The 25,177-nt window shown below is 62.4% G+C and carries 23 protein-coding genes and 1 pseudogene; 11 read left to right on the top strand and 13 right to left on the bottom strand.

Annotated features, from left to right (window positions below; translation table 11 throughout):
• Nucleotides 1–56 precede the first annotated feature (56 nt).
• The gene (locus tag ACXIUA_RS03785; protein ID WP_070363000.1) at nt 57–1,142 is read left to right on the top strand and encodes a trimeric intracellular cation channel family protein; all 1,086 of its coding nucleotides are present in this window, start codon (nt 57–59) and stop codon (nt 1,140–1,142) included.
• Here ACXIUA_RS03785 and ACXIUA_RS03780 read toward each other — a convergent pair.
• Entirely contained in the window at nt 1,139–1,828 is a 690-nt protein-coding gene (locus ACXIUA_RS03780; RefSeq protein ID WP_256020693.1) for a VIT1/CCC1 transporter family protein, read from the bottom strand. The two genes, ACXIUA_RS03785 and ACXIUA_RS03780, sit on opposite strands and share 4 nt — an antisense overlap.
• 88 nt (nt 1,829–1,916) lie before the next feature.
• Here ACXIUA_RS03780 and ACXIUA_RS03775 point away from each other — a divergent pair, with 88 nt between their 5' ends.
• Nucleotides 1,917–3,185 (top strand): D-alanyl-D-alanine carboxypeptidase family protein, encoded by a 1,269-nt coding sequence (locus tag ACXIUA_RS03775; protein WP_457976149.1) that lies wholly within the window; start codon nt 1,917–1,919, stop codon nt 3,183–3,185.
• Here the strand turns inward: ACXIUA_RS03775 and ACXIUA_RS03770 are convergent.
• The 4 genes from ACXIUA_RS03770 to ACXIUA_RS03755 all read right to left on the bottom strand — a co-directional run bounded on the left by ACXIUA_RS03770 (nt 3,145) and on the right by ACXIUA_RS03755 (nt 7,095).
• The gene (locus ACXIUA_RS03770; protein ID WP_457976148.1) at nt 3,145–4,242 is read right to left on the bottom strand and encodes a YhjD/YihY/BrkB family envelope integrity protein; all 1,098 of its coding nucleotides are present in this window, start codon (nt 4,240–4,242) and stop codon (nt 3,145–3,147) included. The two genes, ACXIUA_RS03775 and ACXIUA_RS03770, sit on opposite strands and share 41 nt — an antisense overlap.
• A gap of 81 nt (nt 4,243–4,323) precedes the next feature.
• Nucleotides 4,324–5,331, bottom strand: a complete 1,008-nt coding sequence (gene trpS / locus ACXIUA_RS03765) for a tryptophan--tRNA ligase (protein WP_457976147.1) — start codon at nt 5,329–5,331, stop codon at nt 4,324–4,326.
• Nucleotides 5,332–5,387: 56 nt separating this feature from the next.
• Nucleotides 5,388–6,176, bottom strand: coding sequence for a trimeric intracellular cation channel family protein (locus ACXIUA_RS03760; RefSeq protein WP_288792463.1), 789 nt, complete (start codon nt 6,174–6,176; stop codon nt 5,388–5,390).
• A gap of 1 nt (nt 6,177) precedes the next feature.
• The gene (locus tag ACXIUA_RS03755) at nt 6,178–7,095 is read right to left on the bottom strand and encodes an exodeoxyribonuclease III (protein ID WP_457976174.1); all 918 of its coding nucleotides are present in this window, start codon (nt 7,093–7,095) and stop codon (nt 6,178–6,180) included.
• A 103-nt stretch (nt 7,096–7,198) separates the two neighbouring features.
• Here ACXIUA_RS03755 and ACXIUA_RS03750 point away from each other — a divergent pair, with 103 nt between their 5' ends.
• A complete protein-coding gene (locus ACXIUA_RS03750) occupies nt 7,199–9,412 on the top strand; it encodes an NADP-dependent isocitrate dehydrogenase (RefSeq protein WP_457976146.1) in 2,214 nt (737 codons plus the stop codon).
• Nucleotides 9,413–9,632: 220 nt separating this feature from the next.
• Here the strand turns inward: ACXIUA_RS03750 and ACXIUA_RS03745 are convergent, their stop codons facing one another.
• Nucleotides 9,633–10,541, bottom strand: a complete 909-nt coding sequence (locus tag ACXIUA_RS03745) for an endonuclease domain-containing protein (RefSeq protein WP_457976145.1) — start codon at nt 10,539–10,541, stop codon at nt 9,633–9,635.
• Between the two features lie 372 nt (nt 10,542–10,913).
• Here ACXIUA_RS03745 and ACXIUA_RS03740 point away from each other — a divergent pair, with 372 nt between their 5' ends.
• Genes ACXIUA_RS03740 through ACXIUA_RS03730 form a run of 3 tightly spaced genes read left to right on the top strand, consistent with a single transcriptional unit; the run spans nt 10,914 to nt 12,627 of the window.
• On the top strand, nt 10,914–11,267 hold the full coding sequence (locus tag ACXIUA_RS03740) for a GntR family transcriptional regulator (RefSeq protein ID WP_071569341.1): 354 nt from the start codon (nt 10,914–10,916) through the stop codon (nt 11,265–11,267).
• The gene (locus ACXIUA_RS03735; RefSeq protein ID WP_457976144.1) at nt 11,264–11,947 is read left to right on the top strand and encodes a hypothetical protein; all 684 of its coding nucleotides are present in this window, start codon (nt 11,264–11,266) and stop codon (nt 11,945–11,947) included. The genes ACXIUA_RS03740 and ACXIUA_RS03735 overlap by 4 nt, the downstream gene beginning before the upstream one ends.
• Nucleotides 11,944–12,627 carry a hypothetical protein gene (locus ACXIUA_RS03730; protein ID WP_457976143.1) on the top strand — a complete coding sequence of 228 codons (684 nt, stop codon included), beginning with the start codon at nt 11,944–11,946 and terminating at the stop codon, nt 12,625–12,627. Before ACXIUA_RS03735 ends, ACXIUA_RS03730 begins: the two co-directional genes overlap by 4 nt.
• Before the next feature lie 30 nt (nt 12,628–12,657).
• Here the strand turns inward: ACXIUA_RS03730 and ACXIUA_RS03725 are convergent, their stop codons facing one another.
• Nucleotides 12,658–12,729 (bottom strand): hypothetical protein, encoded by a 72-nt coding sequence (locus tag ACXIUA_RS03725; protein ID WP_457976172.1) that lies wholly within the window; start codon nt 12,727–12,729, stop codon nt 12,658–12,660.
• A gap of 135 nt (nt 12,730–12,864) precedes the next feature.
• Nucleotides 12,865–13,767 (bottom strand): annotated as a pseudogene (bioB, locus tag ACXIUA_RS03720) (biotin synthase BioB); the annotation flags it as partial.
• Between the two features lie 35 nt (nt 13,768–13,802).
• On the opposite strand from bioB, the gene ACXIUA_RS03715 reads away from it, so the two are divergent.
• The 3 genes from ACXIUA_RS03715 to metX all read left to right on the top strand — a co-directional run bounded on the left by ACXIUA_RS03715 (nt 13,803) and on the right by metX (nt 17,345).
• Complete coding sequence (locus tag ACXIUA_RS03715) at nt 13,803–14,300, top strand: ATP-binding protein (RefSeq protein ID WP_457976142.1); 498 nt, start codon at nt 13,803–13,805, stop codon at nt 14,298–14,300.
• A 626-nt stretch (nt 14,301–14,926) separates the two neighbouring features.
• Nucleotides 14,927–16,249, top strand: coding sequence for an O-acetylhomoserine/O-acetylserine sulfhydrylase (locus tag ACXIUA_RS03710; protein WP_457976141.1), 1,323 nt, complete (start codon nt 14,927–14,929; stop codon nt 16,247–16,249).
• 1 nt (nt 16,250) lies between these two features.
• On the top strand, nt 16,251–17,345 hold the full coding sequence (gene metX, locus ACXIUA_RS03705) for a homoserine O-acetyltransferase MetX (RefSeq protein ID WP_457976140.1): 1,095 nt from the start codon (nt 16,251–16,253) through the stop codon (nt 17,343–17,345).
• Nucleotides 17,346–17,352: 7 nt separating this feature from the next.
• Here the strand turns inward: metX and ACXIUA_RS03700 are convergent, their stop codons facing one another.
• Both ACXIUA_RS03700 and ACXIUA_RS03695 read right to left on the bottom strand, forming a co-directional pair.
• Nucleotides 17,353–17,688 carry a DUF3017 domain-containing protein gene (locus ACXIUA_RS03700; protein WP_457976139.1) on the bottom strand — a complete coding sequence of 112 codons (336 nt, stop codon included), beginning with the start codon at nt 17,686–17,688 and terminating at the stop codon, nt 17,353–17,355.
• On the bottom strand, nt 17,681–18,529 hold the full coding sequence (locus tag ACXIUA_RS03695) for a bifunctional methylenetetrahydrofolate dehydrogenase/methenyltetrahydrofolate cyclohydrolase (protein WP_205634833.1): 849 nt from the start codon (nt 18,527–18,529) through the stop codon (nt 17,681–17,683). The genes ACXIUA_RS03700 and ACXIUA_RS03695 overlap by 8 nt, the downstream gene beginning before the upstream one ends.
• Before the next feature lie 23 nt (nt 18,530–18,552).
• Here ACXIUA_RS03695 and ACXIUA_RS03690 point away from each other — a divergent pair, with 23 nt between their 5' ends.
• Together ACXIUA_RS03690 and ACXIUA_RS03685 are read left to right on the top strand one after the other, a co-directional pair.
• A complete protein-coding gene (locus ACXIUA_RS03690; protein ID WP_070477642.1) occupies nt 18,553–19,023 on the top strand; it encodes a tRNA (cytidine(34)-2'-O)-methyltransferase in 471 nt (156 codons plus the stop codon).
• A 69-nt stretch (nt 19,024–19,092) separates the two neighbouring features.
• Nucleotides 19,093–20,061, top strand: a complete 969-nt coding sequence (locus ACXIUA_RS03685; RefSeq protein WP_457976138.1) for a S1 family peptidase — start codon at nt 19,093–19,095, stop codon at nt 20,059–20,061.
• Here ACXIUA_RS03685 and ACXIUA_RS03680 read toward each other — a convergent pair.
• From ACXIUA_RS03680 to ACXIUA_RS03670, 3 genes are read right to left on the bottom strand one after another with little or no spacing between them, the layout of a single operon-like run.
• Entirely contained in the window at nt 20,058–21,431 is a 1,374-nt protein-coding gene (locus ACXIUA_RS03680; protein WP_457976137.1) for a PH domain-containing protein, read from the bottom strand. The genes ACXIUA_RS03685 and ACXIUA_RS03680 overlap by 4 nt on opposite strands.
• A complete protein-coding gene (locus ACXIUA_RS03675) occupies nt 21,428–21,934 on the bottom strand; it encodes a PH domain-containing protein (protein ID WP_255365775.1) in 507 nt (168 codons plus the stop codon). Before ACXIUA_RS03675 ends, ACXIUA_RS03680 begins: the two co-directional genes overlap by 4 nt.
• A 19-nt stretch (nt 21,935–21,953) precedes the next feature.
• On the bottom strand, nt 21,954–25,091 hold the full coding sequence (locus ACXIUA_RS03670; protein ID WP_457976136.1) for an error-prone DNA polymerase: 3,138 nt from the start codon (nt 25,089–25,091) through the stop codon (nt 21,954–21,956).
• Between the last annotated feature and the right edge of the window lie 86 nt (nt 25,092–25,177).

Raw genomic sequence — 25,177 nt, 5'->3', positions numbered from 1 at the left:
TAAATTCCTGAGGCCGTCGAAGACGCCGGATTCTGGCACACGTAAAATGTGCCACCATGGACCAGGTCGATCCGTTAATCTCCGCTATTTATCGTTGGTTCGATGTATCCGGTGTCTTACTGATGGGCATCATCGGTGGCACAATCGCACGCCACCGTGGCTACGACATCATCGGGTTTTTCTTCATCGCGATGCTCTCCGCACTCGGCGGAGGCATGCTTCGCGACGTCCTCATCAACGAAGGCACCGTGGCGGCAATGAGCCAGCCGGAGTACCTCATCCTGGCTTTTACCGGCGCGGTGATCGCGCGCTTTACATACTTCAAAGGGCGCGCGTGGAGCGTGCTTGAAAGCCATGGCGACGCCTTCGTCTCAGCGCTGTGGGCGGCCACCGGGGCGTCGAAAGCCCTGACGTACGGGCTGCCGGTCCTGCCTGCGATCATGATGGGCGTGTTCACCGCGACGGGCGGCGGCATGATCCGCGACGTCGTCACCGGCCGCGAACCGAGTGTCTTCGGCAACAACCAACCAACGGTCATTCCAGCCGTGGCATGCTCTGTCATCGTGCTGCTTGGGCACGCCACGGGCCACATGGCGATCGGGATGGTGATTGGCCCGATGGTGAGCTTCGGACTCTTCCTGCTCGGCTACTACGGAAACTGGCGAATCTCCACGAACTCCGAGTTCGCGCCGGTAAACCAGACCGCGGCACACCTCGCTGAACTGGCTCGGAAAGCGGAGCGTCGCTCACGCAACATCGCGCGTGAACTCGAGCCGACCCGCGTGCGCTCCTGGCGCCACCGCCAGATGGAAAAGGCGCTCCAGCGCAGGATCGAATCGGAAGTCAAGCGCGGCAAAGGCCGTTCGGAAGCAGTCCACGAGGCGGATGCGTTCCTCCAGGAGTTCACATCCCAGTTCGAGGCGATCAACGTGGAGGAAGGCCAGGATGTGGCGGAGGGGGCGTCGACAAGCGAGTCGCTGCTCGACGGCATCGGGGTGGATCTCTCCGGCGATTCCTACGACGAAGACCGCAACCTTGATCAGACCGCCAGCAAGATGCTGGACATGATTCTGCAGGACGACAAACTCACCGACGAACTCATCGAGCGGCTGGTCAAGCAGTACGAAGCGCGAAACTCTTAGAGCGCCGCGGTGCCGAAGGCCCAGCCGGCGCCGAAGGTGATGGCAAGCCCAAGCCCGCCGCCGATGACCAGGCGCAACACGGCGCGCGTCACGCTCGCGCCACCGATGCGGGCAGAGATCGCGCCAGTTGCCGCCAGCGCCACGAGAGTCACAATGAACGTCGACGCCACACGCCACGAGTCTGGCGGAAGTAGCACCGCAGCGAGCGGCAGCAACGCACCGAGGAAGAAGGAAATGAACGACGCAATGGCCGCGGACCATGGGTTCGCAAGGTCGTCCTCGTCGATGCCGTAGTGCATTTCCAAGTGGGCCTTGATGGGGTCCTCGGCGGTGCGCTCCTTCGCCACCTTCAGCGCCGTCTTCGAGCTCAAACCAGACGCGACGTAGCCTGCGACCAGGTGCTCGAACTCCTCGTGCGGGTCCTCCTTGTGCAGCTCGAGCTCGCGCTCAATGAAGGCGTTTTCCATATCCCGCTGGGAGGACACGGACACGTATTCGCCGAGCGCCATCGACACCGCGCCACCGATCAGCGCGGCGATGCCGGCCGTAGCGATCGCGGGAACGTTCGGGGTAGCACCCGCGACGCCGACGACCACCGCGGCCGTCGAAACGATGCCATCATTCGCGCCGAGCACTGCCGCGCGCAGCTTGTTCAGCCGCTCATTCATGCCTTCAACCGCAACCATGCGCTACATCGTGGCTGAAACTACACACCCACGCAACAAAGTGCAGCCTCACCAATATCGTGGGTGACCTGGCGTACGATAGCCTGCGATGAACACTGCAATACGCATCGCAAGCGCCGTGTGCGCGCCCCTGTGCCTGACTCTCGCCCCTGCCCCGCTTGCGCAGGCGGAGGATACGACGGTCACGACCACGGTCACACCCCGCCCCGGGTTTTACGACGACTACGGCAACTGGGTCCCTCCTGTCCGCCTCCACGCGCCGGACACGAACAATTGCGAGCGCTCCCTGTGGCCGCCCGAACCAGTCTCGACGTCCGAAGCTCGCGAAACCGAGACGCTCCAACCACTCCCCGTAACCTACGACGGTTCCTGCGGCATCGAGGCGCCCGAGGGATTCCATGTCGATGAGGGGGTGCTCGCGTCCGCGTGGCTGGTCGCCAACCTCGATACCGGCGACGTGATTGCGATGAAGGATCCGCACGGCAGGTACAGGCCGGCGTCGATTATTAAGGTGCTGCTCGCACTCGTGGCGATTGACGAGCTGCCCCGCGAGCAGCGCGTTGTGGTCAGCGAGGAATCCGCTGGCCAGGAGGGCTCCGCCGTCGGCATCGGGGCCGGCGGCGAGTACACCGTCAACGACCTGCTGCACGGCCTGCTGATGGCCTCGGGCAACGACGCCGCCCATGCGCTCGCGCAGGCGCTCGGCGGTGACGACGCCACCCTGACGAAGATCAACGCGAAGGCCCGTGAGCTCGGCATGACTGACACCCGCGCAACCTCCTACTCTGGGCTGGATCGGGCTGGGATGTCCACTTCGGCGTGGGATATGGCGCTCGCATACCGGGCGGCGTTTTCCAATCCGACGTTCGCCGAAATCGCAGACACCGCGTCCTACCCGTTCCCCGGCTACGGCGACATCCCGGGCTACGAGCTGTGGAATGACAACAAGCTCTACCTCAACGACCCAGACGGCATCGGCGGCAAGACCGGCTACACGGATGACGCGAACCACACGTTTGTAGGCGCAGTCAACCACGACGGCGTGCGTCTGGTGGCGGTAGTGCTGGACACCACGGTGGATAAAATGCGCGCTTGGCAGCAGGCGCAGACGCTTCTCCACGAGTCCTACCCCTACGCCTCCGCCTCCGAGGGCTCGACCCACGTGGCGTCGCTGAATCCTGTCGAGGAAACGCCAACGACGACGCAGCAGCCAACCGATGTTGGCCCCGAGAAGGAGGAAAGCCAGGGTGGCATTCCCTGGCTTTCCATCGCGCTCGTCGGCGGCGTGCTGGTGGTTACCGCACTCGCCGTCGCGCTTAGTTTCGTGTCAGCAAAGAAGCGATCCCGACGCCAATAGCACCAATCGCCGCACCGACACCCAGCGCCTTGCCCGATGCCGAGGCGCTGCTAGCCGGGTCCTGGTATGCGCCCGCGCGCACGTTGATAATCGCGGACTCCGGGACCTCAACCGGCTCGAGCTCCAACGACTCCTCTGCAGTGGCGGTCCAGGCAGAAACGTAGAGCACAACGCGCCAGATGAGATAGAGCACCACCATCAGCGCAATCACTGGGCCGAAGATCGCGCCGGCTGGGTTGCCCGTCGCCGAGCTGACGATCACGGTTGCGAACTGCTTCACCAGCTCGAACGCGACCGCGCCAAGCAGCGCGCCCTTCAGGCCGGACTTCATCGGCACCTTCGTGCGCGGCATGTACGTGACCATCCACCACATCACCAGGAAGTTCGCCAGCACACCGACCAACAGGCCGACGGCCCACACCACGAGGCGGGCCCCCGGGAAGTCGCCGAGACCGAAGTGCTCCATCGCCTGCGAGGTCCACGAGGAGGCACCGATGGCGGTCACACCGAACGCCACGATGAACAACACGATGAGACCAATGAGGCCGAGCAGGTCTGTCAACTTCTTCACGACGAAGTTTCCACCATCATTCGCGTCCAGGTTCCACATCGCCGAAATGCCGACTCGCAGGTTGTTCATCCACCCCAAGCCGGACCAGAGGGTGGTGAGCAAACCGACGCCTGCGACGGCGCCGCGCTGATCAATCGCTGCCTGCAGCAGCTCGTTGACGGTATCGCCGAACCCGCCCTCGAGGTTCTCGGTGATCTGGTCCTGCACCTGCTGCATAATGTCCGGGCGCCCGTTCAAAAACACACCGAGCGCGGCGAACAGCAACATCGCCAGCGGGAAGAGCGACAGGACAGAAAAGTACGTGATACCTGCCGAAAGCTGATTACCGCCCTGCGCGGAGAAACGCTCGTTCATCCGCATCAGGTGACCGACCGCCGGAGCCTTCTTCGCGATCTCGTCCGCAGCGCCCTCTGTTTGCTGCTTCGTGGCTCGCTCAATACCCTGCCGGTCGGTGTATTCCGTCTGTGGCGACGTCGACGTGGCCATCACAGTCCCTTCCCTACGTTTGGTTAGTTACGCTAAGCACACCATCGTAGAGGAAAGGTCCACGATCTAGCCACCGAATTATTAGGCTCCGGCCAGGAACCCGACTTTCTCGTAGACGTCTTTGACCAACGGCGCCGCGATTTCGCGGGCGCGCTGCGCTCCGTCTGCGAGGATGCGTTCCAGTTGCGCGCGGTCGTTCATGAGCTCGTCGTAGCGGGCGCGAAGTGGCGTCGTAAAGGCTTCGAGTGCATCCGCCGTATCCACCTTCAGTGCGCCGTACCCCTTGCCCTCGTAGCTGGCCACCAGCGAGTCGATCGGGGTGCCCGTCAGCGCCGACTGGATCACCAGCAGGTTGGATACGCCAGGCTTGTTCTCCTTGTCGTAGGCGACGACGCCATCGTCGTCCGTCACCGCGGAACGAATCCGCTTCGCGGACACCTTCGGATCATCCAGCAGGTTGATCAGGCCCTTCGGGTTCTTCCCAGACTTGCTCATCTTCGACGTCGGATCCTGCAGGTCATAAATCTTTGCCGAGCCTTCCGGAATCAGCCCCTCAGGCACCACGAAGGTGGAGCCGTAGCGGGAGTTGAAGCGCTCAGCGAGCGTACGGGTCAGCTCGAGGTGCTGGCGCTGATCCTCGCCAACGGGCACGAGCTGTGGCGAGTACAGCAAAACATCGGCCGCCATCAGCACCGGGTACGTGAACAGGCCCACCGAGGTGCGGTCCTGGCCCTGCTTCTGGCTCTTGTCCTTAAACTGCGTCATGCGGCTGGCCTCGCCGAAGCCGGTGAGGCACTGCAGCACCCAGGTCAGCTCCGTGTGCTCCGGCACGTGCGACTGCACGAACAACGTGGACTTCTCAGGGTCAATACCGAGCGCGATCAGCTGTGCGCAGCCCGCGATGGTGCGCTCGCGCAGCTCCTTCGGATCCTGGTCGACCGTAATCGCATGCAGGTCCGGGATGAAATAGAACGCGTCGTACCCGTCTTGCAGGTCAATCCACTGCTTCAACGCCCCGAGGTAGTTGCCAAGGTGGTAGGAGTCTGCCGTGGGTTGGATTCCGGAAAGTACGCGCTGTTTTTCAGTCATGCTTTCTTACTGTAGACCAGACTGGAACGCGCGCGTGCGCTACCTGTCTCCCTGCCCTATTCTTTTTCCTCTTTGTCGGCCCTGTTGTTTGGCCGCGGGTCGGTGCGTCGCATCCGCTTGATACCGCGGTAGACCTGGCGCGCCCCCGGCACCATCCGCGCTCGCCGGTAGAAGTAAGAGGTCAGCGCGTACTTCGGGTCGATCTCGGCGACGCGCTCGTCGTCGTACACATAGACCGGCAGTGACCAGCCACACTTCAGAGAAACCAGGCGGATACCCAGCACGAGCAGCACGGTGACAATGACGTTGATCCACTCCGGGACACCAACCAGCATCATCAGCCACCACCCGACCGTGCCGATGACCGCCGCCGACGCATACAACTCTTTCCGGAACACCAGCGGCACACGATCGGAGAGGACGTCGCGAATGATGCCGCCGGACACACCGGTGGTGATGGCGGCCACGCAGGCAATGATGAACCCGTGGCCGTTCTCAATCGCGATTCGAATACCAACAACAACGAACGCGGCGAGCCCGATGGCGTCGGCAACTAAGAAGCCGCGACGCAGCTGGTGCATCAGCCAACTAATGCGGACAGTCAGTACGGAAGCAACTACGACGAGCAGCAGATACTCGGGTTTTTCCACCCACACCATCGGGTAAATCCCCAGCAGCAGGTTGCGCACCGTGCCGCCGCCGAGCGCGGTCAACGCGCCGAGGGTGATGACCCCGAAGAGGTCCATGCGCATGCGGCCCGCGGAGACAGCCGCGGTCATGGCCTCTGCGACGATACCGATGATGAACAGCGCGGTGATGAGCTGATCGGTGCTGACTGCGTCCATATTAAATGTCGTACTCCACGATGAGTGGGGAGTGATCCGACCAGCGCTGCTCAACCGTAGGCGCCTTTTCCACCCAGCTGCGCTGCGCGCGCTCGAGCATGGACTTCGTTGCGGCCTGGTAGTCGATGCGCCAGCCGGCGTCGTTGTTAAACGCCTGGCCGCGGTAGGTCCACCACGTGTACGGCGCGTCCTCGGGCTGCAGGCGGCGCGCGACGTCAAACCACTGTGGGTTGTCATTCGCTTGTCGACGCCCCTCCGACTGGTACTCCACCGCCCCAGCCCACCGGCTTGCATCCTTGTCTTCGAGGTCCTGGGCAGCGTCGTCCGGGAATGCGCCGAATACGGAGTCCATGAACGCACGTTCGTCGGGAAGAAAGCCGGACTTCTTCCGGTTCGTTTTCCAGTTCTTCAAGTCTTCGCGGCGGTGGCAGATGTTCCAGTCGCCTGCGATCACCATGTCGGGGTACTTCGCGGGCAGTTCCTCGAGCACCGGGCCGAACTGGTCGAAGAAGCGGTACTTCTCGTCCTGCTTGGCGGTCTCCGCGGCACCCGACGGCAGGTAGAGCGACGCCACCCGCACGCCATTCTCTAGCGTCGCCGCAATGAAACGCCCCGCATCCTCGAAGCCCGGGATACCAACGCTTACCTCAGATAGGGGGATTCTTGAGAGAATTCCCACACCCGCTCGCCCCTTCGCGCCCGGAGTTTCCGCCGGGCCGACGGCGAGATGCCACCCCTGTTCGAGCGCAGGCGCCAGCGCGAGCTCGGTTTGTTCCTGCGTTGCCCGCACCTCTTGCATCAGCACGACGTCGACAGACGAGGCGTCGAGCCATGCGTGCATCCCGTGATTGAGCTCGTTGCGGACCTTCGTTGCCGCGCGGATTCCATTGACGTTGACCGAAGCAATGCTTAAAACCATGCCCATGACCCTACCTTTCCCCGCTAATACAAGACACGCGGTATGTAAAAGCTGTACGCTGTGGGTTTAGGCAACACATTTGACGCGATACTTAAGGAGAACCATGGCTCAAATCATTTGGACACGCACCGATGAAGCGCCACTGCTGGCAACCTATTCCCTCAAACCAATCGTTGAGGCATTCGCCGCTCAGGCGGGGCTCGATGTCACCACCGCTGACATCTCGCTTGCAGGCCGCATCATTGCGCAGTTCCCGGAGCGTCTCACCGACGAGCAGAAGATGGACGACGCACTTGCGCAGCTCGGCCAGCTTGCTACTACCCCCGAAGCGAACATCATCAAGCTTCCGAACATCTCGGCTTCCCTGGTCCAGCTGAAGAAGGCCATCGCAGAGCTGCAGGCCGCTGGCTTCGACCTGCCGGAGTACCCGGACAATCCTTCCACCGACGAAGAGCGCGAAGTACAGAAGCGTTACGACGCCGTGAAGGGCTCCGCCGTGAACCCCGTCCTGCGCGAGGGCAACTCCGATCGCCGTGCGCCGGAGGCCGTCAAGAACTTCACCAAGAAGCACCCTCACTCGATGGGCGCGTGGTCGAAGGACTCCAAGACGAACGTCGCCACCATGGATGCTGGCGACTTCCGCCACAACGAGAAGTCCGTCATCATGCCGGCGGCCGATTCCCTGACCATCAAACTGGTCGCCAATGATGGCACCGAGACCGTCTTCAAGGACTCCCTGGCCGTCGAAGCTGGCGAGGTCGTGGACGGCACCTTCATGTCCGCCAAGGCACTCGACGCCTTCCTTCTCGACGCCGTCAAGCGCGCCAAGGAAGAGGGCGTGCTCTTCTCCGCCCACCTGAAGGCAACGATGATGAAGGTCTCCGACCCAATCATCTTCGGCCACGTCGTCCGCGCATACTTCAAGGACGTCTACGACAAGTACGGCGAGACCCTGCTGGCTGCTGGCCTGAACGGCGAGAACGGCCTGGGCGCAATCCTTGATGGCCTTGCTGGCGTCGATAATGGTGAGGAGATCCGCGCGGCCTTCGAGCAGGCACTGAAGGACGGACCGGCGTTGGCAATGGTCAACTCGCACAAGGGCATCACCAACCTGCACGTTCCATCCGATGTGATTATCGACGCCTCGATGCCTGCGATGATCCGCACCTCGGGCCACATGTGGAACGCTGCCGACCAGGAGCAGGACACCCTGGCGACCATCCCGGATTCCTCCTACGCGGGCGTCTACCAGGCGGTTATCGACGACTGCCGCGCCAACGGCGCCTACGACCCAACCACCATGGGCACCGTGCCAAACGTCGGTCTGATGGCGAAGAAGGCTGAGGAGTACGGCTCCCACGACAAGACCTTCAAGATCCCTGCCGACGGCAAGGTCCAGGTTGTCAGCAAGCTTGGCAACGTCCTCATCGAGCACGACGTCGAGACCGGCGACATCTGGCGCGCATGCCAGACCAAGGACGCCCCGATCCAGGACTGGGTCAAGCTCGCCGTCAACCGCGCACGCCTGTCCGGTATGAAGGCCATCTTCTGGCTCGACGAGGAGCGCGCGCACGACCGCAACCTCATCGAGCTGGTGAACAAGTACCTGGCTGACCACGACACGGACGGCCTGGACATCTCCATCTTGAACCCGGTTGAGGCGACGAAGGTTTCCGTCGAGCGCATCCGCCGCGGCGAGGACACCATCTCCGTGACCGGTAACGTCCTGCGTGACTACAACACGGACCTGTTCCCGATCCTTGAGCTGGGCACCTCCGCGAAGATGCTCTCCGTCGTTCCACTGATGGCTGGCGGCGGCCTCTTCGAAACCGGTGCCGGCGGCTCCGCGCCGAAGCACGTACAGCAAGTCCAGGAGGAGAACCACCTGCGCTGGGACTCCCTCGGCGAGTACCTCGCGCTTGCCGAGTCCTTCCGCCACGAGAAGAACACGAACGGCAACGAGAAGGCAGGCGTCCTCGGTGACGCGCTGGACCGCGCAACGGAGAAGCTGCTCAACGAGGGCAAGTCGCCATCGCGCAAGGTCGGCGAGATCGACGACCGCGGCTCCCACTTCTGGCTGGCACGCTACTGGGCCGAAGAGCTCGCCGCGCAGTCCGAGGACGCGGACCTGGCGGCCACGTTCGCTCCGGTTGCTGCGGCGCTGGCAGAGAACGCCGAGACCATCGACGCAGAGCTGCTCGCGGTGCAGGGCTCCCCTGCCGACTTGGGTGGCTACTACTGGCCTGAGGAGGCCAAGGTCACTGCCGTCATGCGTCCGTCGGCAACGTTTAACAAGGTGATTGACGGTTTGAAGTAAACCCTCGGTTTGATCGGCCCCGGTTGCTGCGTTTTCGCGGCGGCCGGGGTTTTGTTTACGGTTCTTGACCTGGCGCCCAGGATGGTACCTCTACGTGGTAACCAGAGGATGGTAATCAGCCGAGTAACTGGGCCGACGGCGATCACCTCTACTCGGCTGATTACCATCCTCTGGTTACCATCCTTAGCGGTGCGTTGGGGTGGCGTCGAGAAGCAAGGGTTCACGCGAGCGCAGCCCGGCGGCCAGCGATGGTGTCGCGAACCTCGCGGATGAACCCGTCGGGGTGCCGACGTAGGTAAGAAGGCGAATAGCGGAGGAAAACATAACCCCTGTTGGCAATCCGCTTCTGGCGCTCGAATTCTTCCTGTCGCGCACGTTCGGCGTCTGGCCCCTGGTATTTGACGTCGCCGTCGATCTCGATGAGCAGCCAGCCGTCGATGCAGAGATCGGCGAAGCGTCCCGCCACTTCGAATTGCGTGAACAACGGGCCAATCCCGGCGCGGATCAGCAGGGCGCGCGCGAAGGATTCGTAGGGCGAGTCCGAGTCGTCGACGCAGTGCCGGATGCACTCCCGGACCACTGCGATGCCCTTCAGTCTGCCCAGCTGGCGTGCTTCTTGCTCCAGGAGCGTACGCGTGAACCCCCTGCGCCGGAGGTAGTCCGCAGCGACGAGCCCCTCGACGAAGCCGTGGTGGCGGGCGATATCGGCGAAGGTCCGGAAACCAGTGGTGACGCGATGGTCGTCACGCAATGAGGTTTCGTTCTCGCGGAGCACCATGCGCCGAAACAGAATTCCTTTTCTGCCGCTGCGGGATAGCGAGCTCCCTCGGGAAAGCAGACACAGCTCGACTGGCTCTTCGGTGGTGCTGATCACCCACATGCCGTGCATGCGGGCAGCCGATCGACCGACGAGCACCGCTTCCCTACTCATCAGCGCAGCAGCTTCGACGCGCAGCCATTGCCGCTCGTGGTACTTCAGGTCCCTCCAGCAAGTTTCCGGGAAGATGATGCTCGTGTCGAGGACCCGATGTGTTCCTCTAAGTCGACCAACTTCCTTGTGCGACAGCGCCCGCGTATCAACGATCCCCCGCCGCAACTCCCCCTTCCGTTCCTCCCACCGTTGCAGCACGACCGGGTTTTCTCTGTCAATCCCCATACCTATTTTGACGTCGAAAACCCGGCTCAGGTTCCCTCTCAGCCCGAAAGCTTACCCGGCATTGCGCGGCGCGGTAGCTAGCCCGTTCATGGTGACCTGGATGGTCTTGGAGAGGAGGAACGTCTCGTCACCGACGCGGTACCGGCGCAGCAGCTCGAGCTGGACGGCGTTGAGCGACAGCAGGTGTCGCGCAGATCGTAGCGGATAGCGCGGTTGAGCGTCGGGATTTGCTCAAGCAGGGAGAGTTAGTAGTAGCGCAGGCCAACATCGATTTCGTCTTCCAGACACGGGCATTGAGTCTTCACCCATTGACAATCCAGGCATACTAGTTGTATGGTTACCCACATGAGTGGTAAACCCATATACCGGCAGATTGCCGATGAACTGCGCGACCTCATCGGCTCGGGTGTCCTTGCCCCAGGTGACCGTGTGCCATCCACCAACGAACTCGCCCATTTTCACTCCGTCAACCCCACAACCTCCGCGAAAGCACTAACCGAGCTATTCAACGAGGGGCTACTGGAAAAACGCCGAGGACTTGGCATGTTCGTGCTCGACAGCGCACGTGAACAGGTACTGAACACTCGCCGCAAAGCTTTTCTCCATAACTTCGTCAAACCCTTCGTGCACGAAGCCGACCAGCTCGATTTCACCACCGAGGAACTGACAACAATGATCACTAAGGAGCGTTCTCGATGAATCCCGGCTTTTATGCTCTGGTCGGCCCAAACGCCGCCGGCAAAACCCACTACCTTCACACCTTGATGGGCCCGCACGCCGCGTTTGTCCCGGCTGGTGCGGACGCGAAGTTTGCGGGCACGACCGTGGACGACCATCTGCGCGCGGTCGCGGCCATCCACCCACATGTAGAGCTCGACTTCCCCAACGCCCGCATCAGGGACCTCTCCGTTGGGCAGCGCCGCCTCCTCACCATCGAGGTAACCCTAGCCATCGGCAAGGACCTGCTACTCCTCGACGAGCCGTTTGACGGCATCGACACCGCCACCCGCAAACAGGTCCGCCAGCGGCTGATTGACTACATCGCAGAGAACCCGCAGCGCAGCGTGGTGATGGCGTCGCATCGCCCGGAGGACTTCGTGGGTCTCGCCACCCATGTCATCCAGGTGTTTGATCGGGTGGTTTCGCACCCAGTCCCACTCGACGACGCCCGCCTGCGTTTTCCGACGGTCACCGGCCCCACCGCCGAGATTAAAGAACTTATCGCCCGCTTCCCCGTCGCCGAGACGGCGAACCTCGGGCCAACGACACGCGCCACTTTCGCTGAACCCCTCAGTGAGAACAATGTCCACCTGCCCATCGAGTACCCGGACGATGCCGAACTCATCGACCTCCTTGCAACAGAAAGGCCCACACGATGAAACTCTTCCTCAGCCCCTTCAAGCCGCTGTCCTATCTGGTGGCACTGGCCGTATTACTGATCCTGGCCCCTCTGGGCCGTTTCTACCGTGGAGATGGTTCCCTCTGGACTATCTTCGGAGGCTTCGCCCTGACCGCCCTATTTATCCTCGCTGGCACGCAGTGGAGCGCGTTAAACCAGCTCGGTGCGAGCTTTTCCGCGTGGATGAACTCGGCAACAATCACAGCCGTCTTTGCTGCGGTGGTACTTGGAGTGCCCACCGCGGCATCCTCGATCTACAACCAGTTCAAGAGCCCGTACTACCAGGCCTATGACCTGTTCCTCTTCACGAACGGCGCAGACGTACCCTGGGTAGACACTAACGGTGACCCCTACATCGTGGCGAACGTCGGACAAGACACCACGTCGATGGCGTGGACGGTGCTGCTCCACATCGCGTTCTTCTTCGTGGCCGCCATCGTGGGAGTTGCGCTCGGTTTGGTCTATGCATCCTTCGGCACGGGACGCGGCCTCATCACCGCATTTGCCACGTTCCTCATCGCGGTGGCGCTGTACTGGGCAATTGAGTCCCCTGTAGGCGATTGGCACACCGCCGCCGTCGGTGGCGTAAGCGCCGCGTGCCTAGTCACACTCGCTGTCAGCGCGGTGGCGTTTCGTAGCACGAAGCGCTTCGTGCGCTAGCAGCCACTCCCGTCCCTGTTACTTCTCCAACTACTCGGAGCACAACAGCCCATGGCGGGAGCAGGCCGCCTCCCACGCCATCGGGCTGATTTTTATCACCATGCGCCGCTGGCACAGCGGGCAGATGCGCGGTGCGTCGTAGGGGCCTGGCCGGGTCGAGTGGCCAGGCGATCTCGCTAGAGAGGACTGCGTCGGCGAGTTCCGTTGAATCCAGGATTTTCATCAGGGCCCGGCTGACTACAGCGACTTGATGGTGTCATACAGAACACCGTGTCCGGAGTTCTGCTTCTGCCCCACCGTGGTGATGCTCAGGCTTAAGGCTGGCTTCGCCCCGCCTTCCATCACCCGGTCGACGGCGTCGCGGTCCTTCTCCATCGGACGGCCGAACGTGGTCAGGTAATTGCCACCGATGATGGCATTCGCGCCGCCTATGAGGACGGTTTCGGTGCCGTCGTCGCCAAGCGCGAGCGCCGTGCCACCGACGAAGCGCAGCTGAGTGGACAGCATGGCCAGACGGAACGCCACGACGGCGCGCAGCGCCTCACCCTGCGGCACCAAGGGGCAGCCTGCGAACGGGGTTCCTGGGCGCGGGTCGAGGAAGTTCATCGGCACTTCATGCGCCTGGATTTCGGCCAACTGGGTGGCGAACTCGGCGCGCTGCTCAATGGTCTCGCCTAGCCCGATGATGCCGCCGCAGCAGCAGGTCTCCATGCCCTCTGCCAGCACGTTCTCCAGCGTGTCCTTGCGCTCCTGCCAGGTGTAGGTGGTGACCACGTTAGGGAAGAACGACTCGGCGATTTCGAAGTTATGGTTGTATCGCGGCACGCCCATCTCGGCCAGTTGGCAAGCCTGGTCGCGAGGGAGGATGCCAAGTGATGCGGAGATGGAAATGTCCACCTCTTTCTGGATAGCCGTTACAGCCTCGGCAACCTGGTCGAACAGCTGCTGGGTCGGGCCCTTCACTGCGGCGACGATGCAGAACTCGGAAGCACCCATCTTCTCGGACTACTTGGCGGCCTCGACAAGTTCGGCGATGTCCAGCGTCACGGCGCGCACGGGTGATTCGAACAGGCCAGACTGGGAGCAGAAGTGGCAGTCCTCAGTACAGCCACCGGTCTTCAGGGAGATGATCCCTTGCACTCATGCACCAGGACCTGGAACAGCGTGACTAATACTTGACTGTTGAGGTCTTCAGCGACCGTGTCGAAGTGACTAATCCTGGAGCCCCGTTGGTCGATCCCCAGCGTTTTATTGACTCGGCTTCCACAACTCGCAATCCACGTCTCGGCGAAGCGCTTCGCCTCGCACACTTCGTCGAGCAACGTGGAAGTGATTGGGACAAGATTGTTGCGCCACTGGAGGCGGAACACCTTCCACCTGCACCCATTCGCACAAATGGCACAACCACCGTCACGCTGAGTGCCTACCGCCCGTTCAAGCTGATGACTACAGATGAAAAGATCGAAGCCGTCTACCAGCATGCATGCCTTGGATTTCTGGACAATCGCGCAGTCACGAATACATCGCTACGAAGTCGCTTCGGACTCAGGGATACACAGACTGCCCAGACGACCCGTCTCGTAAACGCCACCGTAGATGAAGGCCCCATCCGGCTCTACGACCCGAATGCGGGAGCTCGCAACCGCCACTATGTTCCTTTTTGGGCCGAGTAGTTTTCTTGCTCCGTAACCAGAAAAGAGTGCCAAAACAGCCCGAAAACCACTCCACAAACTCCTCTAGCTTGAGAAACGTTTTCTTACCTCTTTCTTGCTTCTGTAGCGGGTTTCAGGGAGGTCCACTCAGCACCCCCGCCGCGAAAACCTACCCCTCATTGCGCAGCGCGATGACCAGCCCACTCATGGCGACTTGGACATCTCGAACAGCGGGACGACGTAGACACTGCCCAGGCCGACCTCTTTAAACAGGACCATGGACTCGAGGATGCCGGAGACACCGACGTGGGCGATGTCGAAGACAGTACGGCGACTGGATTCGACCAGATCGAAGATCTCCTGCCCCCTCTTGCTCGGAGAGAATGCGGCCGAGCACCCAGCCTCAGAATCGGACGTCTTCGCGGACGTAATCAGCGGGCTAGACGGACGCTGAAGCCTCCTCCAATAGGGGAATCCAGTGCGCCAGCTACCGCAGTACAGATAACACCCCCTGCCCTGGAAACGGAGGTCACGTCATCGCGAGCTACGGTACTCGCAAGATTTATATTCACGCATAGTCACTGGTAAACAGGCGTCGCTAGACAGCTTGGTTCACACGAAACTTACCAAGCGTTACATTGTTCCCCATGACTCAATACGACAACAGCAATACGAAAGACTGGTCCTTCAACACCCGCACCATCCACGCCGGACAGGCCGTGGACAGCGACTACGGGGCCCGCAACCAACCCATCTACATGACCACCTCCTACGTGTTCGACAACGCTCAGCACGCAGCAGACCGCTTCAACCTCTCCAACCCAGGCCCGATCTACACTCGCCTGACCAACCCAACCCAGCAGGCACTCGAAGACCGCATCGCGGACCTCGAGGGTGGCGTCGCAGCTACCGCATTCGCCTCTGGCATGGCTGCAGAGACCGCCGCCATTACGAACCTGGCGTCGGCAGGCGACCACATCGTTACCTCACCTCGCATCTACGGTGGCACCGAGACCCTGTTCCAGGTGACGCTGCCGCGCCTCGGCATCGACGTCACGTTCGTCGACAACCCTGACGATCCAGAGAGCTGGCAGGCGGCTGTCCAGCCGAACACGAAGGCGTTCTACGGCGAGACCTTCGGCAACCCGATCGCCGACGTCCTCGACATCCCGACCGTCGCGGAGGTCGCGCACCGCAACCAGGTGCCACTGATTATCGATAACACGATGGCCACCGCTGCCTTGGTCCGCCCACTGGAGCTCGGCGCGGACATCGTGGTCGTTTCCACCACGAAGTTCTACACGGGCAACGGCGCAGCTATCGGCGGCGTCCTCGTCGACGGCGGCAAGTTCGACTGGACCGTCGAGCGCGACGGCAAGCCAGTCTTCCCGTACTTCGTCACCCCGGATCCGGCGTACCACGGCCTGAAGTACGCGGACCTCGGTGCACCGGCCTTCGCACTGAAGGCCCGCGCCGGCATCCTGCGCGACACCGGCGCTGCAATCTCCCCGTTCAACGCGTGGGTCGCACTGCAGGGCCTAGACACGCTCAGCCTGCGCGTGGAGCGTCACAACGAGAACGCACTGAAGGTAGCGAAGTTCCTCAGCGAGCACGACAAGGTGGCCAAGGTGAACTTCGCCGGCCTCGAGTCCTCTCCGTACTACGCGGTCAAGGAAAAGCTCGGACTGCGCTACACCGGCTCGGTGCTCTCCTTCGAGATCGCAGGCGACAAGGACGACCACACCAACGCCTGGAAGTTTATCGACGCCCTCAAGCTACACTCGAACCTGGCGAACATCGGCGACGTCCGCTCCCTGGTGGTTCACCCGGCCACAACGACGCACTCCCAGTCGGACGCGGAGGGCCTGGCGCGCGCCGGTATCTCCCAGGCAACCATCCGCCTGAGCGTCGGTATCGAAGACGCCGACGACATCATTGCGGACCTCGAGCGCGGATTCGCAGCGATCTAACATGCCCAACCTGGCGCCTGAAGGCGAGCTGCAGATAGTCCCGATTGGTGACTTCACCACAGAGGCCGGAGGCACTATCCAGGACGCCCACATCGCGTACCAGCGGTGGGGGCAGTTCCGGGGTGACTCGAAGGGCGACAACAACATCCTTGTTGTTGAGCACGCCTTAACCGGCGATTCCAACGCCGCCGAGTGGTGGGGCGGGGCGATTGGCCCCGGCAAAGCACTCGACACCGACACATGGTGCGTGATCTGCACCAACGTGATCGGGTCCTGCTACGGCTCGACTGGTCCTGCGAGCACGCATCCCGACGGCGCCGCGTGGGGGTCCCGCTTCCCCGCACTTTCAGTTCGCGACCAGGTCCGCGCCGAACACACCCTGTTCACCCAGCTCGGCATTCACCGTGTGCATGCCATCATGGGAGGCTCCATGGGCGGGGCGCGCACCCTGGAGTGGACGCTGCTTTACCCGGAATCTGTCGGCTACGCCTGCGTCATGGCAGTCTCCGCGCGCGCAAGCGCCTGGCAGATCGGCATCCAGGAGGCTCAGATTTACGCCATCGTGCGCGACCCCAACTGGCACGACGGCGACTACTACTCCACCGGCACCTCCCCCGACGAGGGACTGGCTGCCGCCCGGCGCATCGCACACCTCACCTACCGCGGTGAGCTCGAAATCGACGAGCGCTTCGGCACCAGCGCCCAGGAGGGCGAAAACCCACTCGGCCCCTACCGCGAGCACGACCAGCGCTTCGCTGTGCAAAGCTACCTGGACTACCAGGGGCAGAAGCTCGTCAAGCGTTTCGACGCCGGCGCCTACGTCACACTCACCGAAGCCATGAACCGCCACGACATCGGCCGCGGTCGCGGAGGCCTGAACAAAGCGCTGCACTCGTCGACGGTGCCGACGATGATTGTGGGCGTCGATACGGATATTTTGTACCCCTACCACCAGCAGGAACACATGTCCCGCAACCTGGGGAACCTGCTGGGGATGCACAAGCTGTCATCCCCGGTTGGCCACGACGCGTTTCTCGTCGAGGCCCGCCAGATGGACAACATCTTGCGCAACTTCATCGCGCTGACCAGCGCGTAAGATCCCTTTAGGAGCCCAGCGCGTCCACCGACCAGGCTAGCCACACCATCGCGGCGCCCAGGCTGGTGGAAAACGCGATATCGAACCGTTTGGAGCGCACTGCCAGCAGACCAATGACTTGCGAGTCGCACGTCAGGCGCAGCAGTGCGCACCACAGCATGGTCGCCCCGAGTGTGAACGTGGCACGCCGCCAATGATCCGTCAGCGACCACACCCCCGCGGCGACAAACCCCAGGATGAACACGCCGACCATCGCCACCTGCACGTTCCGTGGCAGGGGCGAGGGCGGGTTCCCAATGTCATGAGGGTTGTCCAGCGACAACCCTTCTGCCGAGTTAGGCAAGCTGCTCAGCCCGCTCCACGATATTGCGGACCAGGAACGTGCGAGTCATCGGGCCAACACCACCAGGGTTCGGCGAGACCCAGCCCGCCTTCTCCCACACATCAGGGTGCAGGTCGCCGACCGTTTTGCCGTCGACACGCGAGACGCCCACGTCCAGCAGTGCGGCGCCTTCCTTAATCATGTCCGCCGTAATCATGTGCGGCTTACCGGCCGCCGCGATGACCACGTCCGCCCGGCGCGTCTCCGCAGCCAGGTCCTTGGTGCCGGTGTGGCACAGCACCGTCGTGGCGTTGACGTTGCGCGAGGTCAACATCAGCGAGATTGGGCGGCCCACGGTCACTCCGCGGCCGATGACGCACACAATCGCGCCGTTAAGATCCACGCCGAAGCGCTCCAGCAGCTTGATGGAACCGTTCGGGGTGCACGGCAGTGGCGCAGGCTCGTTGAGTACCAGCTTGCCCAGGTTGACCGGGTGCAGGCCGTCGGCGTCCTTGTCCGGGTCGATCAGTTCCAGGATGCGGTTCTCATCTAGGTGCTTCGGCAGCGGCAGCTGCACGATGTAGCCGGTGACGGCGTCGTCGTTGTTGAGCTCCTCGATGACTTCCTCGAGCGCTTCCTGTGTGATGTCCCCCGGCAGCTCCTTCATGATGGAGGCAATGCCCAGCTCCTCACAGTCGCGGTGCTTCATGCGCACGTAGTTCTGGCTCGCCGGATCATCGCCGACCAGCACGGTGGCCAGCCCCGGCGTGATCCCACGCTCACGCAGGGCGGCTACTCGTGTTTTGAGATCTGCAAAGATCTCTTCGCGGTACAGTTTTCCGTCTAATTTAATCGCAGTCACGGTGACCATCCTAGACTGTAACCATGTGCGCTTTTCACGTTATCTTTGACAATCCCGTCATCCCAGGCAACACCGGCAACGCAATCCGGCTGTGCGCAAACACCGGCGCCGTACTGCACCTGGTGGAGCCACTCGGGTTCAACTTCGAAGACAAGCACCTGAAGCGCGCAGGCCTTGACTACCACGACCTAGCGGACGTGCAGATCCACCCGACTATCGACGCCTGCTTCGCCTCCATCCCGGACGCCCGCATCTTCGCGTTCACCACGCAGGCAACCGACTACTACCAGGACGTCGAGTACCGCGACGGCGACGCCCTCCTCTTCGGCACCGAGCCGACCGGTCTTCCCGAAGCACACCGCAGCCACCCGCGCGTGACCAAGCAGCTACGCATCCCGATGCTGCCGAGCCGCAGGTCAATGAACCTTTCCAACTCCGCGTCCGTCGCCGTCTTCGAGGCCTGGCGGCAGTTGGGATTCGTCGGCGGAGTCTAAGCGGAAGGGTTGCTACAGCTGTTAAGATCTGTGCCTGTTACCCTGCCCCTTAATTGAAACGAGTCCGCCATGCTCTCTACGACTGCATCCCGTGCCCGTTTGACCGCTGTACTCGCCGCTTCTGCATTGTTGGCGAGTTGTTCGGGTTCCTCCGATGAGGAGCTCGACGCATGGCGCGCCGAGCAGGACGCAGCTGTTTCGGACATTGCCTCAATGCTCGACGAGCATACCTCGCTACCAGCTGTTACCACCTCTGCCCAGCAGACGCAGTACCGTTCAGAGCCGGACTACCGCGAACGCCCAAGCGCCCCCAGCCAACGCGTCGAGCCACCGATTCAACGCAACGTCATCGATCCGAGAAACGACTCATCTGGGCAGCGGGGCCGCGACGACAACCGTGGCGTGTACTACCACAACTTTGTCGACTGGAAGTGGCTGGAGCAGCCTGGCGGGATCGTACCTGGCGGCAGGATCATCAACGAGACACAAAGCTCGGGCTGTTCGACGGGCTTCCTTGCATCCAAAGGCGAGCGGATCTTCATCATCACTGCGGGCCACTGTGGCGATCGCGGCGATCAGTTCTACGTGCAGGACGCCCAAGGCAACTGGTCGTATGTCGGAGAGATGGTGGAGTCCTATCTGGAGAAGGACGCATACGGCGGTATCGTCGGCGCCGATATCGGGCTGATCGAAATCACCGGCGATGCGCGATATTCCTCAACACTCCCACTGGATCTTCCGCTCCGCGGCTGGATCACCCCACAAGAAGCGCAAGCCCGAGGCATGGCCATCTGTCGTCTCGGAGCCACCACCGGCTACTCCTGCGGAGAGTTCGAAAACATCGGAAACAACGGCCTGTTCTACTTCCGCAGCATCACCGATCGTGGAGACTCAGGCGGTGCGGTCTTCGCCGCCGATAACTCCGGAGTATGGGCCGTAGGCGTCAACTCCAACGTGTCCGATACCAATAAGACTCGCGTAGGCGCCATGGAGATCGGCGGCGCCATACAGCACTGGGGTTTGACCGTCCACGGCTAAGCCTCTTCGATGAGCGCCTCCGCATCATCCATACCTGGAAGCGTGCGGGTGCGCAGCGTGTCGACGAGCCAACGCCCCTCCCCCGCGCGCACGTCCCGCGCCACCATTTTGACGGCTCCCGGGACCAGGTCAAAGCGCACGTGCGCCAGGCCAAGCCTGCGCTGCAACGGCCCTTGTTTGAAGGAAAGCTCCTGGATATGCATGTTTTCCACCATCTGGTACCGCTGGGACAGGCTTCCGAACGTGACCACTGTAACCTCTGGGTACAGCGTGACCGTCTGCCGCCGCCAGTCAACCGGTGAGACCCACCGCGCTGCGCGCGGGGAGCACATCTGCGCACGCGACATGTCTCTCATCGCCTCGCCGGACAGCGGCGCAATCGCGTCGATGACCTGCATGGCCTGCTCCAAGGTCCCGACCGGCAGCAACTTGGACGTGCCAGTTGCCTTGTTACGCTCAGACCCGTACCCGGCCACAGTCACCGAGACGGTCCACCACCCAAACATGCGCCACAGCAGTGGCTGGCGAAGCTGTACCGCGTGGATGCGGTGCAACGGGACCGCTTGGTGCCTGCGGTTCGCAAGCCCGTACGTCATGTTGATGACGGCCCCGTTGCTGCCGGAGGTGGCGTCGTCAAGCACTGAATTGAAGCGCCACGAGTGGTCGATGGTGCGCCAGATCTGTGGCACGAACCCGACGAGGATCGGTACTGCCGCGGTGATCGAGAGATCGGTGAAGAGCGGGACGGCGCTCGAGACAACAGTAATGATGGTTGAGAGTTGGAACGCCGCAGCAAGCAGCGAACGACCAATCGGGATTGGTGGCACCAGCGTATTAGCCGGTTCGGCGTCTTGCTCGGTGGGCGTCAACGCGGACGCAGCTGCGCCGGGGCGGGCAGCGATGGCCTGCAGGATCTCGGCGCGTAGTTCGTCCGCTTCCGCGCGGGGCAGGTAGGCGATCTCGATGGCCGAATTGTTGCCGCCGGCCGCCTCGACGCGCACCGCCGCAAGTCCGAACAGGCGCGGCGCGAACGGCTCGATGACGTCGACTGCCTGGATCCGGTCGTAGCGAGCGGTGCGCACCTTAGTGGTGAGCACCCCTCGCGTCAGCTCGATGTCTTCTTCGCCAACGCGGAATCCGATCTTGGCCCACCACAGCTGCGAAATAATGAACACTACGAGCAGGCCAACGACGAACACGCCGACGGCCACGCCCACATCCATGATGCCGATGCCTTCGTCTTGCAGCCAGTTGACTAGGGGCATCGTGAAGTTGAAGACAGCGATCGTGAGCAGCGCAAGCAGCGTCGCCCACACGCGCAGCAACGGGGTCAGCCGGTGGACCCGCCGGTACTCAGAGGCCGCCGTCATAGGCCACTCATCTGTTCGCGTGCTTTGACTACAAGCCGGTCACGCAGCGCGTCGGCATCGTGGGCGGGAAGCCCAGGCAGTGTGGTCACCGAACTGACCGATGCCGTGTTCACCACCAGCTTCTTAAGCCCAAGCATCCGCATCACCGGTCCCGTGTTGACGTCCACGAACTGGATGCGCCCGTAAGGGATAACGGTGAGCGTGTGCCACATCTTCCCCTGGCTCAGGATGAGCTCGTTGTTCGTTTCCAGCCACGCTAGGTTGCGTACCTGGAACGGGATAAGGAAGTACTTCCAGATGAAGAACACTCCGCAGACGGCCGCTCCCCACATCCACCAGCCGCCGTACTTCCATTGCGCCCACAGCAAGCCGCCGATGACAATCAGCGCCCACACCGTGTTGGTCACCAGCATGGGCACCATGTACTTCGGTGATACGCGGTGCATCTGCTCAACCGAGGCCGGCAGCGGTGGTCTCGCGAGTGCGTCAGTCTGCTGTTCCATGGGCCCTACCCTAGCGACTTCACCGAAAATCACGTGAACCACGCGAGAGCCACTGGCCGACATCGATTTGCTCCAGACGGTCCGCCACCACACTGACCGCACCCGACGCGTTCTGGACAATCCCGCGCACCACCAGCGCGTGCGCTGTGCGCGCCACTACGCGCTGCCGCTTCCACAGCCCCGGCGACACCATGATGTTCAGCAGCCCGGTTTCGTCCTCCATCCCCAGAAACGTCAGGCCTGATGCCGTCTGCGGCCGCTGCCTGTGCGTGACCACGCCTGCGACGCGGACGCGGGTACCGTCTTCCACGCTACGAAGGTCGACCGCTCGGAGAATCCCCTCCCGTTGCAAGTGTTCGCGCAGCAGCTGCATCGGTTGAATATCAGGGGTGACGCCCGTGGCGGCAACATCGGCCGCGAGCAATTCGAACGCGGTCATCCCGGGCAGCGCTGGGGCGTCGATACCTGAAAGCCCAGGCAGCATGCCGTCGCGCTCTGTTGCTGCGATACCCGCAGCCCACACTGCTTGTCGACGCTCCCCTCCGAAGCAGTCCAGCGCACCCGCCTTGGCGAGCGCCTCGACGTGCTCCACGGTCAGCGCCGCCCGACGCGCCAGGTCCGCGATGTCCGTGAACGGCGCGGCCTTCTCGATCCTGGCCGCAGCCTTCTCCCCGACCCCCTTCACCAAATTCAGCCCGATCCGAATTGTGTCATTATCTATACAGCGCGCCTGTACGCCGGATCCGTTCACGCTCACCGGCAACACCGTGATGCCGTGGCGGCGGGCGTCTTGAATCAGGGACTGGGGCGAGTAGAAGCCCATCGGCTGTGCCCGCAGCAGGCCGACGCAGAACTGCGCCGGGTAGTAGTACTTCATCCACGCGGAGAAGTACACAAGCGACGCAAACGATTGCGAGTGCGACTCCGGAAATCCGTAGGCGGCAAACGCGACGATCTTGTTCCAGAGCTTTTCCGCGACGTCCGCCCCGATCCCGTTCGTGGTGTTGCAGCCCTCGAAGAACCGGGCTTTGAGCGCCGCCATTTTAGCTGGAGAACGCTTCGAACCCATCGCGCGGCGCAGCGCGTCGGCCTCCCGGCCGCTGAATCCTGCGGCGTCGACGGCGATCTGCATGAGCTGCTCCTGGAACAACGGAATACCCAGCGTCTTCCCAAGAGATTTTTCCAGCACCGGGTGATCGTAGAGAACGGGCTCGAGGCCATCGCGGCGCCGTAGATATGGGTGAACGGATCCGCCTTGAATTGGGCCTGGGCGGATGAGGGCCACCTCGACCACGAGGTCAAAGAAGCGCTGTGGTTTCAGCCGTGGCAGCGTGGAAAGTTGCGCGCGCGACTCCACCTGGAATACTCCGACGGCGTCAGCGCGGCACAGCATGTCGTAGACGTTGGTGTCGGCGAGGTCGAGCTCCCACAGGTGCACCTCTGTGCCCGTTGTATCGCGTACGAGGTCCACCATGTGGTGCAGGGCCTCCAGCATGCCGAGCCCGAGCAGGTCAAACTTCACCAACCCCGCCGAAGCGCAGTCGTCTTTGTCCCACTGCACCACAGAGCGCTGTTCCTTGCGCGCCCACTCGATGGGAACGACGTCCGCGATCGGCCGGTCGCAGATCACCATCCCGCCCGAGTGGATCCCGAGGTGGCGTGGCTGGCCAATGAACTCCTCCGCCAACGTACATACCGGCTCCGGCGGGTCGCTGAGTCCTTTTGACCAGGCATCCGCAGCACCTTGTGGGTACCCGAGCGCCCGGGAGGCGTCACGAACAGCACCCTTCCTCCGGTACGTGATCACGTTCGCCACCTGCGCGGCACGCTCGCGGCCGTAGCGCCGGTAAACGTACTGGATTACTTCTTCGCGCCTGCCGGACTCAATATCAATATCGATATCCGGTGGGCCATCGCGGTCCGGCGACAGGAAACGCTCAAAGAGAAGGCCAGCGCTGATCGGCTCGGCGTTCGTGATCCCGAGAGCAAAGCAGACCGCTGAGTTCGCCGCCGACCCACGGCCTTGGCACAGGATATTGCTGCGCCGACAAAAGTCGACCAGGTCGTACACGATTAAGAAGTAGCCGGGGAATTGGAGCTCCTCAATCACGCTGAGTTCGTAAGCAATCTGCTTCATCGCCTGCTCACGGATGTTTTCCGGGCGCGTCGCGTACCGCACCTGCGCACTCGCGTAGGTCAACTCCTTCAGATAGCTCATTTCATTGTGGCCAGCAGGAGTGTCGTAGTCCGGTAGGTTTGGCGCGACAAGGTCGAGCGTAAACGCGCACTGTTCGGCAACCTCCACGGTGGTGGCCAGCATCGGCTCACATCCCGGCAGCAGCCGGGCGAGCTGCTGCCCGCTGCGCAGCCAGTGCGCCCCCATGGGGTGCAGGTCAGCAACGTCTTGCCGCAGCGCGCGGCGCTGGCCAAGCGCATGTTTCGCTGCAGCGAGGCGCGCGTGTCGGCGCGTCGCAGCGGCAGGCCGGGTACTCACTATGGCGGGAAGATGAACGAAGCGGTCTAATTGTTGGTGATGATCGGCATCATCCGGCATGAGTGAGACCACGTACTCCCTCACCACATTTTCCACCCCGAAGCTCTCGCTCAATTTATCGAATAGCGGGGTCCACTCCCACCCGCCAAGCGCTAAGCAGGAGCCATCAAGCCACTCCCCGATTTCCCACATCGGCGGGTACGAGAGCTCGCCTTTTTGCCTACCCTCCATGTGTGCGCGCGACATCAGATGCGATAACCTCCGGTACCCTTCCGCACCACGGGCCAGGACGGGCAGCACCCCCTCTTTCAGCGTCAGCTCTGCACCAAACACCGTGGGCATCCCGGCCGCCGCAGCAGCTTCCGCAAACTTCACCGCACCGTAGAAACCGTCACGATCACACAGGCCAAGCGCCGAAAGTCCGAGCGACCGAGCGCGTGCAACCAGCTGTTCAGGCTCGCTCGCCCCGCCAAGGAAGCTATAGGACGACACCGCGTGCAACTCGGCGAATGGCACCCCACCGCGCCGACCACCGACCCCCTCACCCTCCGCTTCACCAGCAAAGGTGAGGTGATCTACCGGAACGACAGGACCGACGTCGCTCCCAGACAGTATCCGCTCCAGCTTTGACCATGTCAGCGGAGCACCCCCATTGAATCGCATGTTCGATAGTGTAAACATGTTCGAATGCTCGCGCAAGCGGATTTATATTCAACGTTTGTAGCCAGGGATAGACTAAGCGGTCCAAT

The sequence above is a fragment of the Corynebacterium sp. UMB8791 genome (assembly GCF_054166365.1).
Note: the sequence above shows the minus strand (reverse complement) of the source record. Positions and strands in the feature narration are given on the sequence as shown.

Bases quoted from the DNA above. Each gene is read 5' to 3' on its own strand.
- ACXIUA_RS03785 (WP_070363000.1), top strand. From the start codon at position 57: ATGGACCAGGTCGATCCGTTAATCTCCGCTATTTATCGTTGGTTCGAT.
- ACXIUA_RS03780 (WP_256020693.1), bottom strand. From the start codon at position 1,828: ATGGTTGCGGTTGAAGGCATGAATGAGCGGCTGAACAAGCTGCGCGCG.
- ACXIUA_RS03775 (WP_457976149.1), top strand. From the start codon at position 1,917: ATGAACACTGCAATACGCATCGCAAGCGCCGTGTGCGCGCCCCTGTGC.
- ACXIUA_RS03770 (WP_457976148.1), bottom strand. From the start codon at position 4,242: ATGGCCACGTCGACGTCGCCACAGACGGAATACACCGACCGGCAGGGT.
- trpS (WP_457976147.1), bottom strand. From the start codon at position 5,331: ATGACTGAAAAACAGCGCGTACTTTCCGGAATCCAACCCACGGCAGAC.
- ACXIUA_RS03760 (WP_288792463.1), bottom strand. From the start codon at position 6,176: ATGGACGCAGTCAGCACCGATCAGCTCATCACCGCGCTGTTCATCATC.
- ACXIUA_RS03755 (WP_457976174.1), bottom strand. From the start codon at position 7,095: ATGGTTTTAAGCATTGCTTCGGTCAACGTCAATGGAATCCGCGCGGCA.
- ACXIUA_RS03750 (WP_457976146.1), top strand. From the start codon at position 7,199: ATGGCTCAAATCATTTGGACACGCACCGATGAAGCGCCACTGCTGGCA.
- ACXIUA_RS03740 (WP_071569341.1), top strand. From the start codon at position 10,914: ATGAGTGGTAAACCCATATACCGGCAGATTGCCGATGAACTGCGCGAC.
- ACXIUA_RS03735 (WP_457976144.1), top strand. From the start codon at position 11,264: ATGAATCCCGGCTTTTATGCTCTGGTCGGCCCAAACGCCGCCGGCAAA.
- ACXIUA_RS03730 (WP_457976143.1), top strand. From the start codon at position 11,944: ATGAAACTCTTCCTCAGCCCCTTCAAGCCGCTGTCCTATCTGGTGGCA.
- ACXIUA_RS03710 (WP_457976141.1), top strand. From the start codon at position 14,927: ATGACTCAATACGACAACAGCAATACGAAAGACTGGTCCTTCAACACC.
- metX (WP_457976140.1), top strand. From the start codon at position 16,251: ATGCCCAACCTGGCGCCTGAAGGCGAGCTGCAGATAGTCCCGATTGGT.
- ACXIUA_RS03690 (WP_070477642.1), top strand. From the start codon at position 18,553: ATGTGCGCTTTTCACGTTATCTTTGACAATCCCGTCATCCCAGGCAAC.
- ACXIUA_RS03685 (WP_457976138.1), top strand. From the start codon at position 19,093: ATGCTCTCTACGACTGCATCCCGTGCCCGTTTGACCGCTGTACTCGCC.
- ACXIUA_RS03680 (WP_457976137.1), bottom strand. From the start codon at position 21,431: ATGACGGCGGCCTCTGAGTACCGGCGGGTCCACCGGCTGACCCCGTTG.
- ACXIUA_RS03675 (WP_255365775.1), bottom strand. From the start codon at position 21,934: ATGGAACAGCAGACTGACGCACTCGCGAGACCACCGCTGCCGGCCTCG.
- ACXIUA_RS03670 (WP_457976136.1), bottom strand. From the start codon at position 25,091: ATGCGATTCAATGGGGGTGCTCCGCTGACATGGTCAAAGCTGGAGCGG.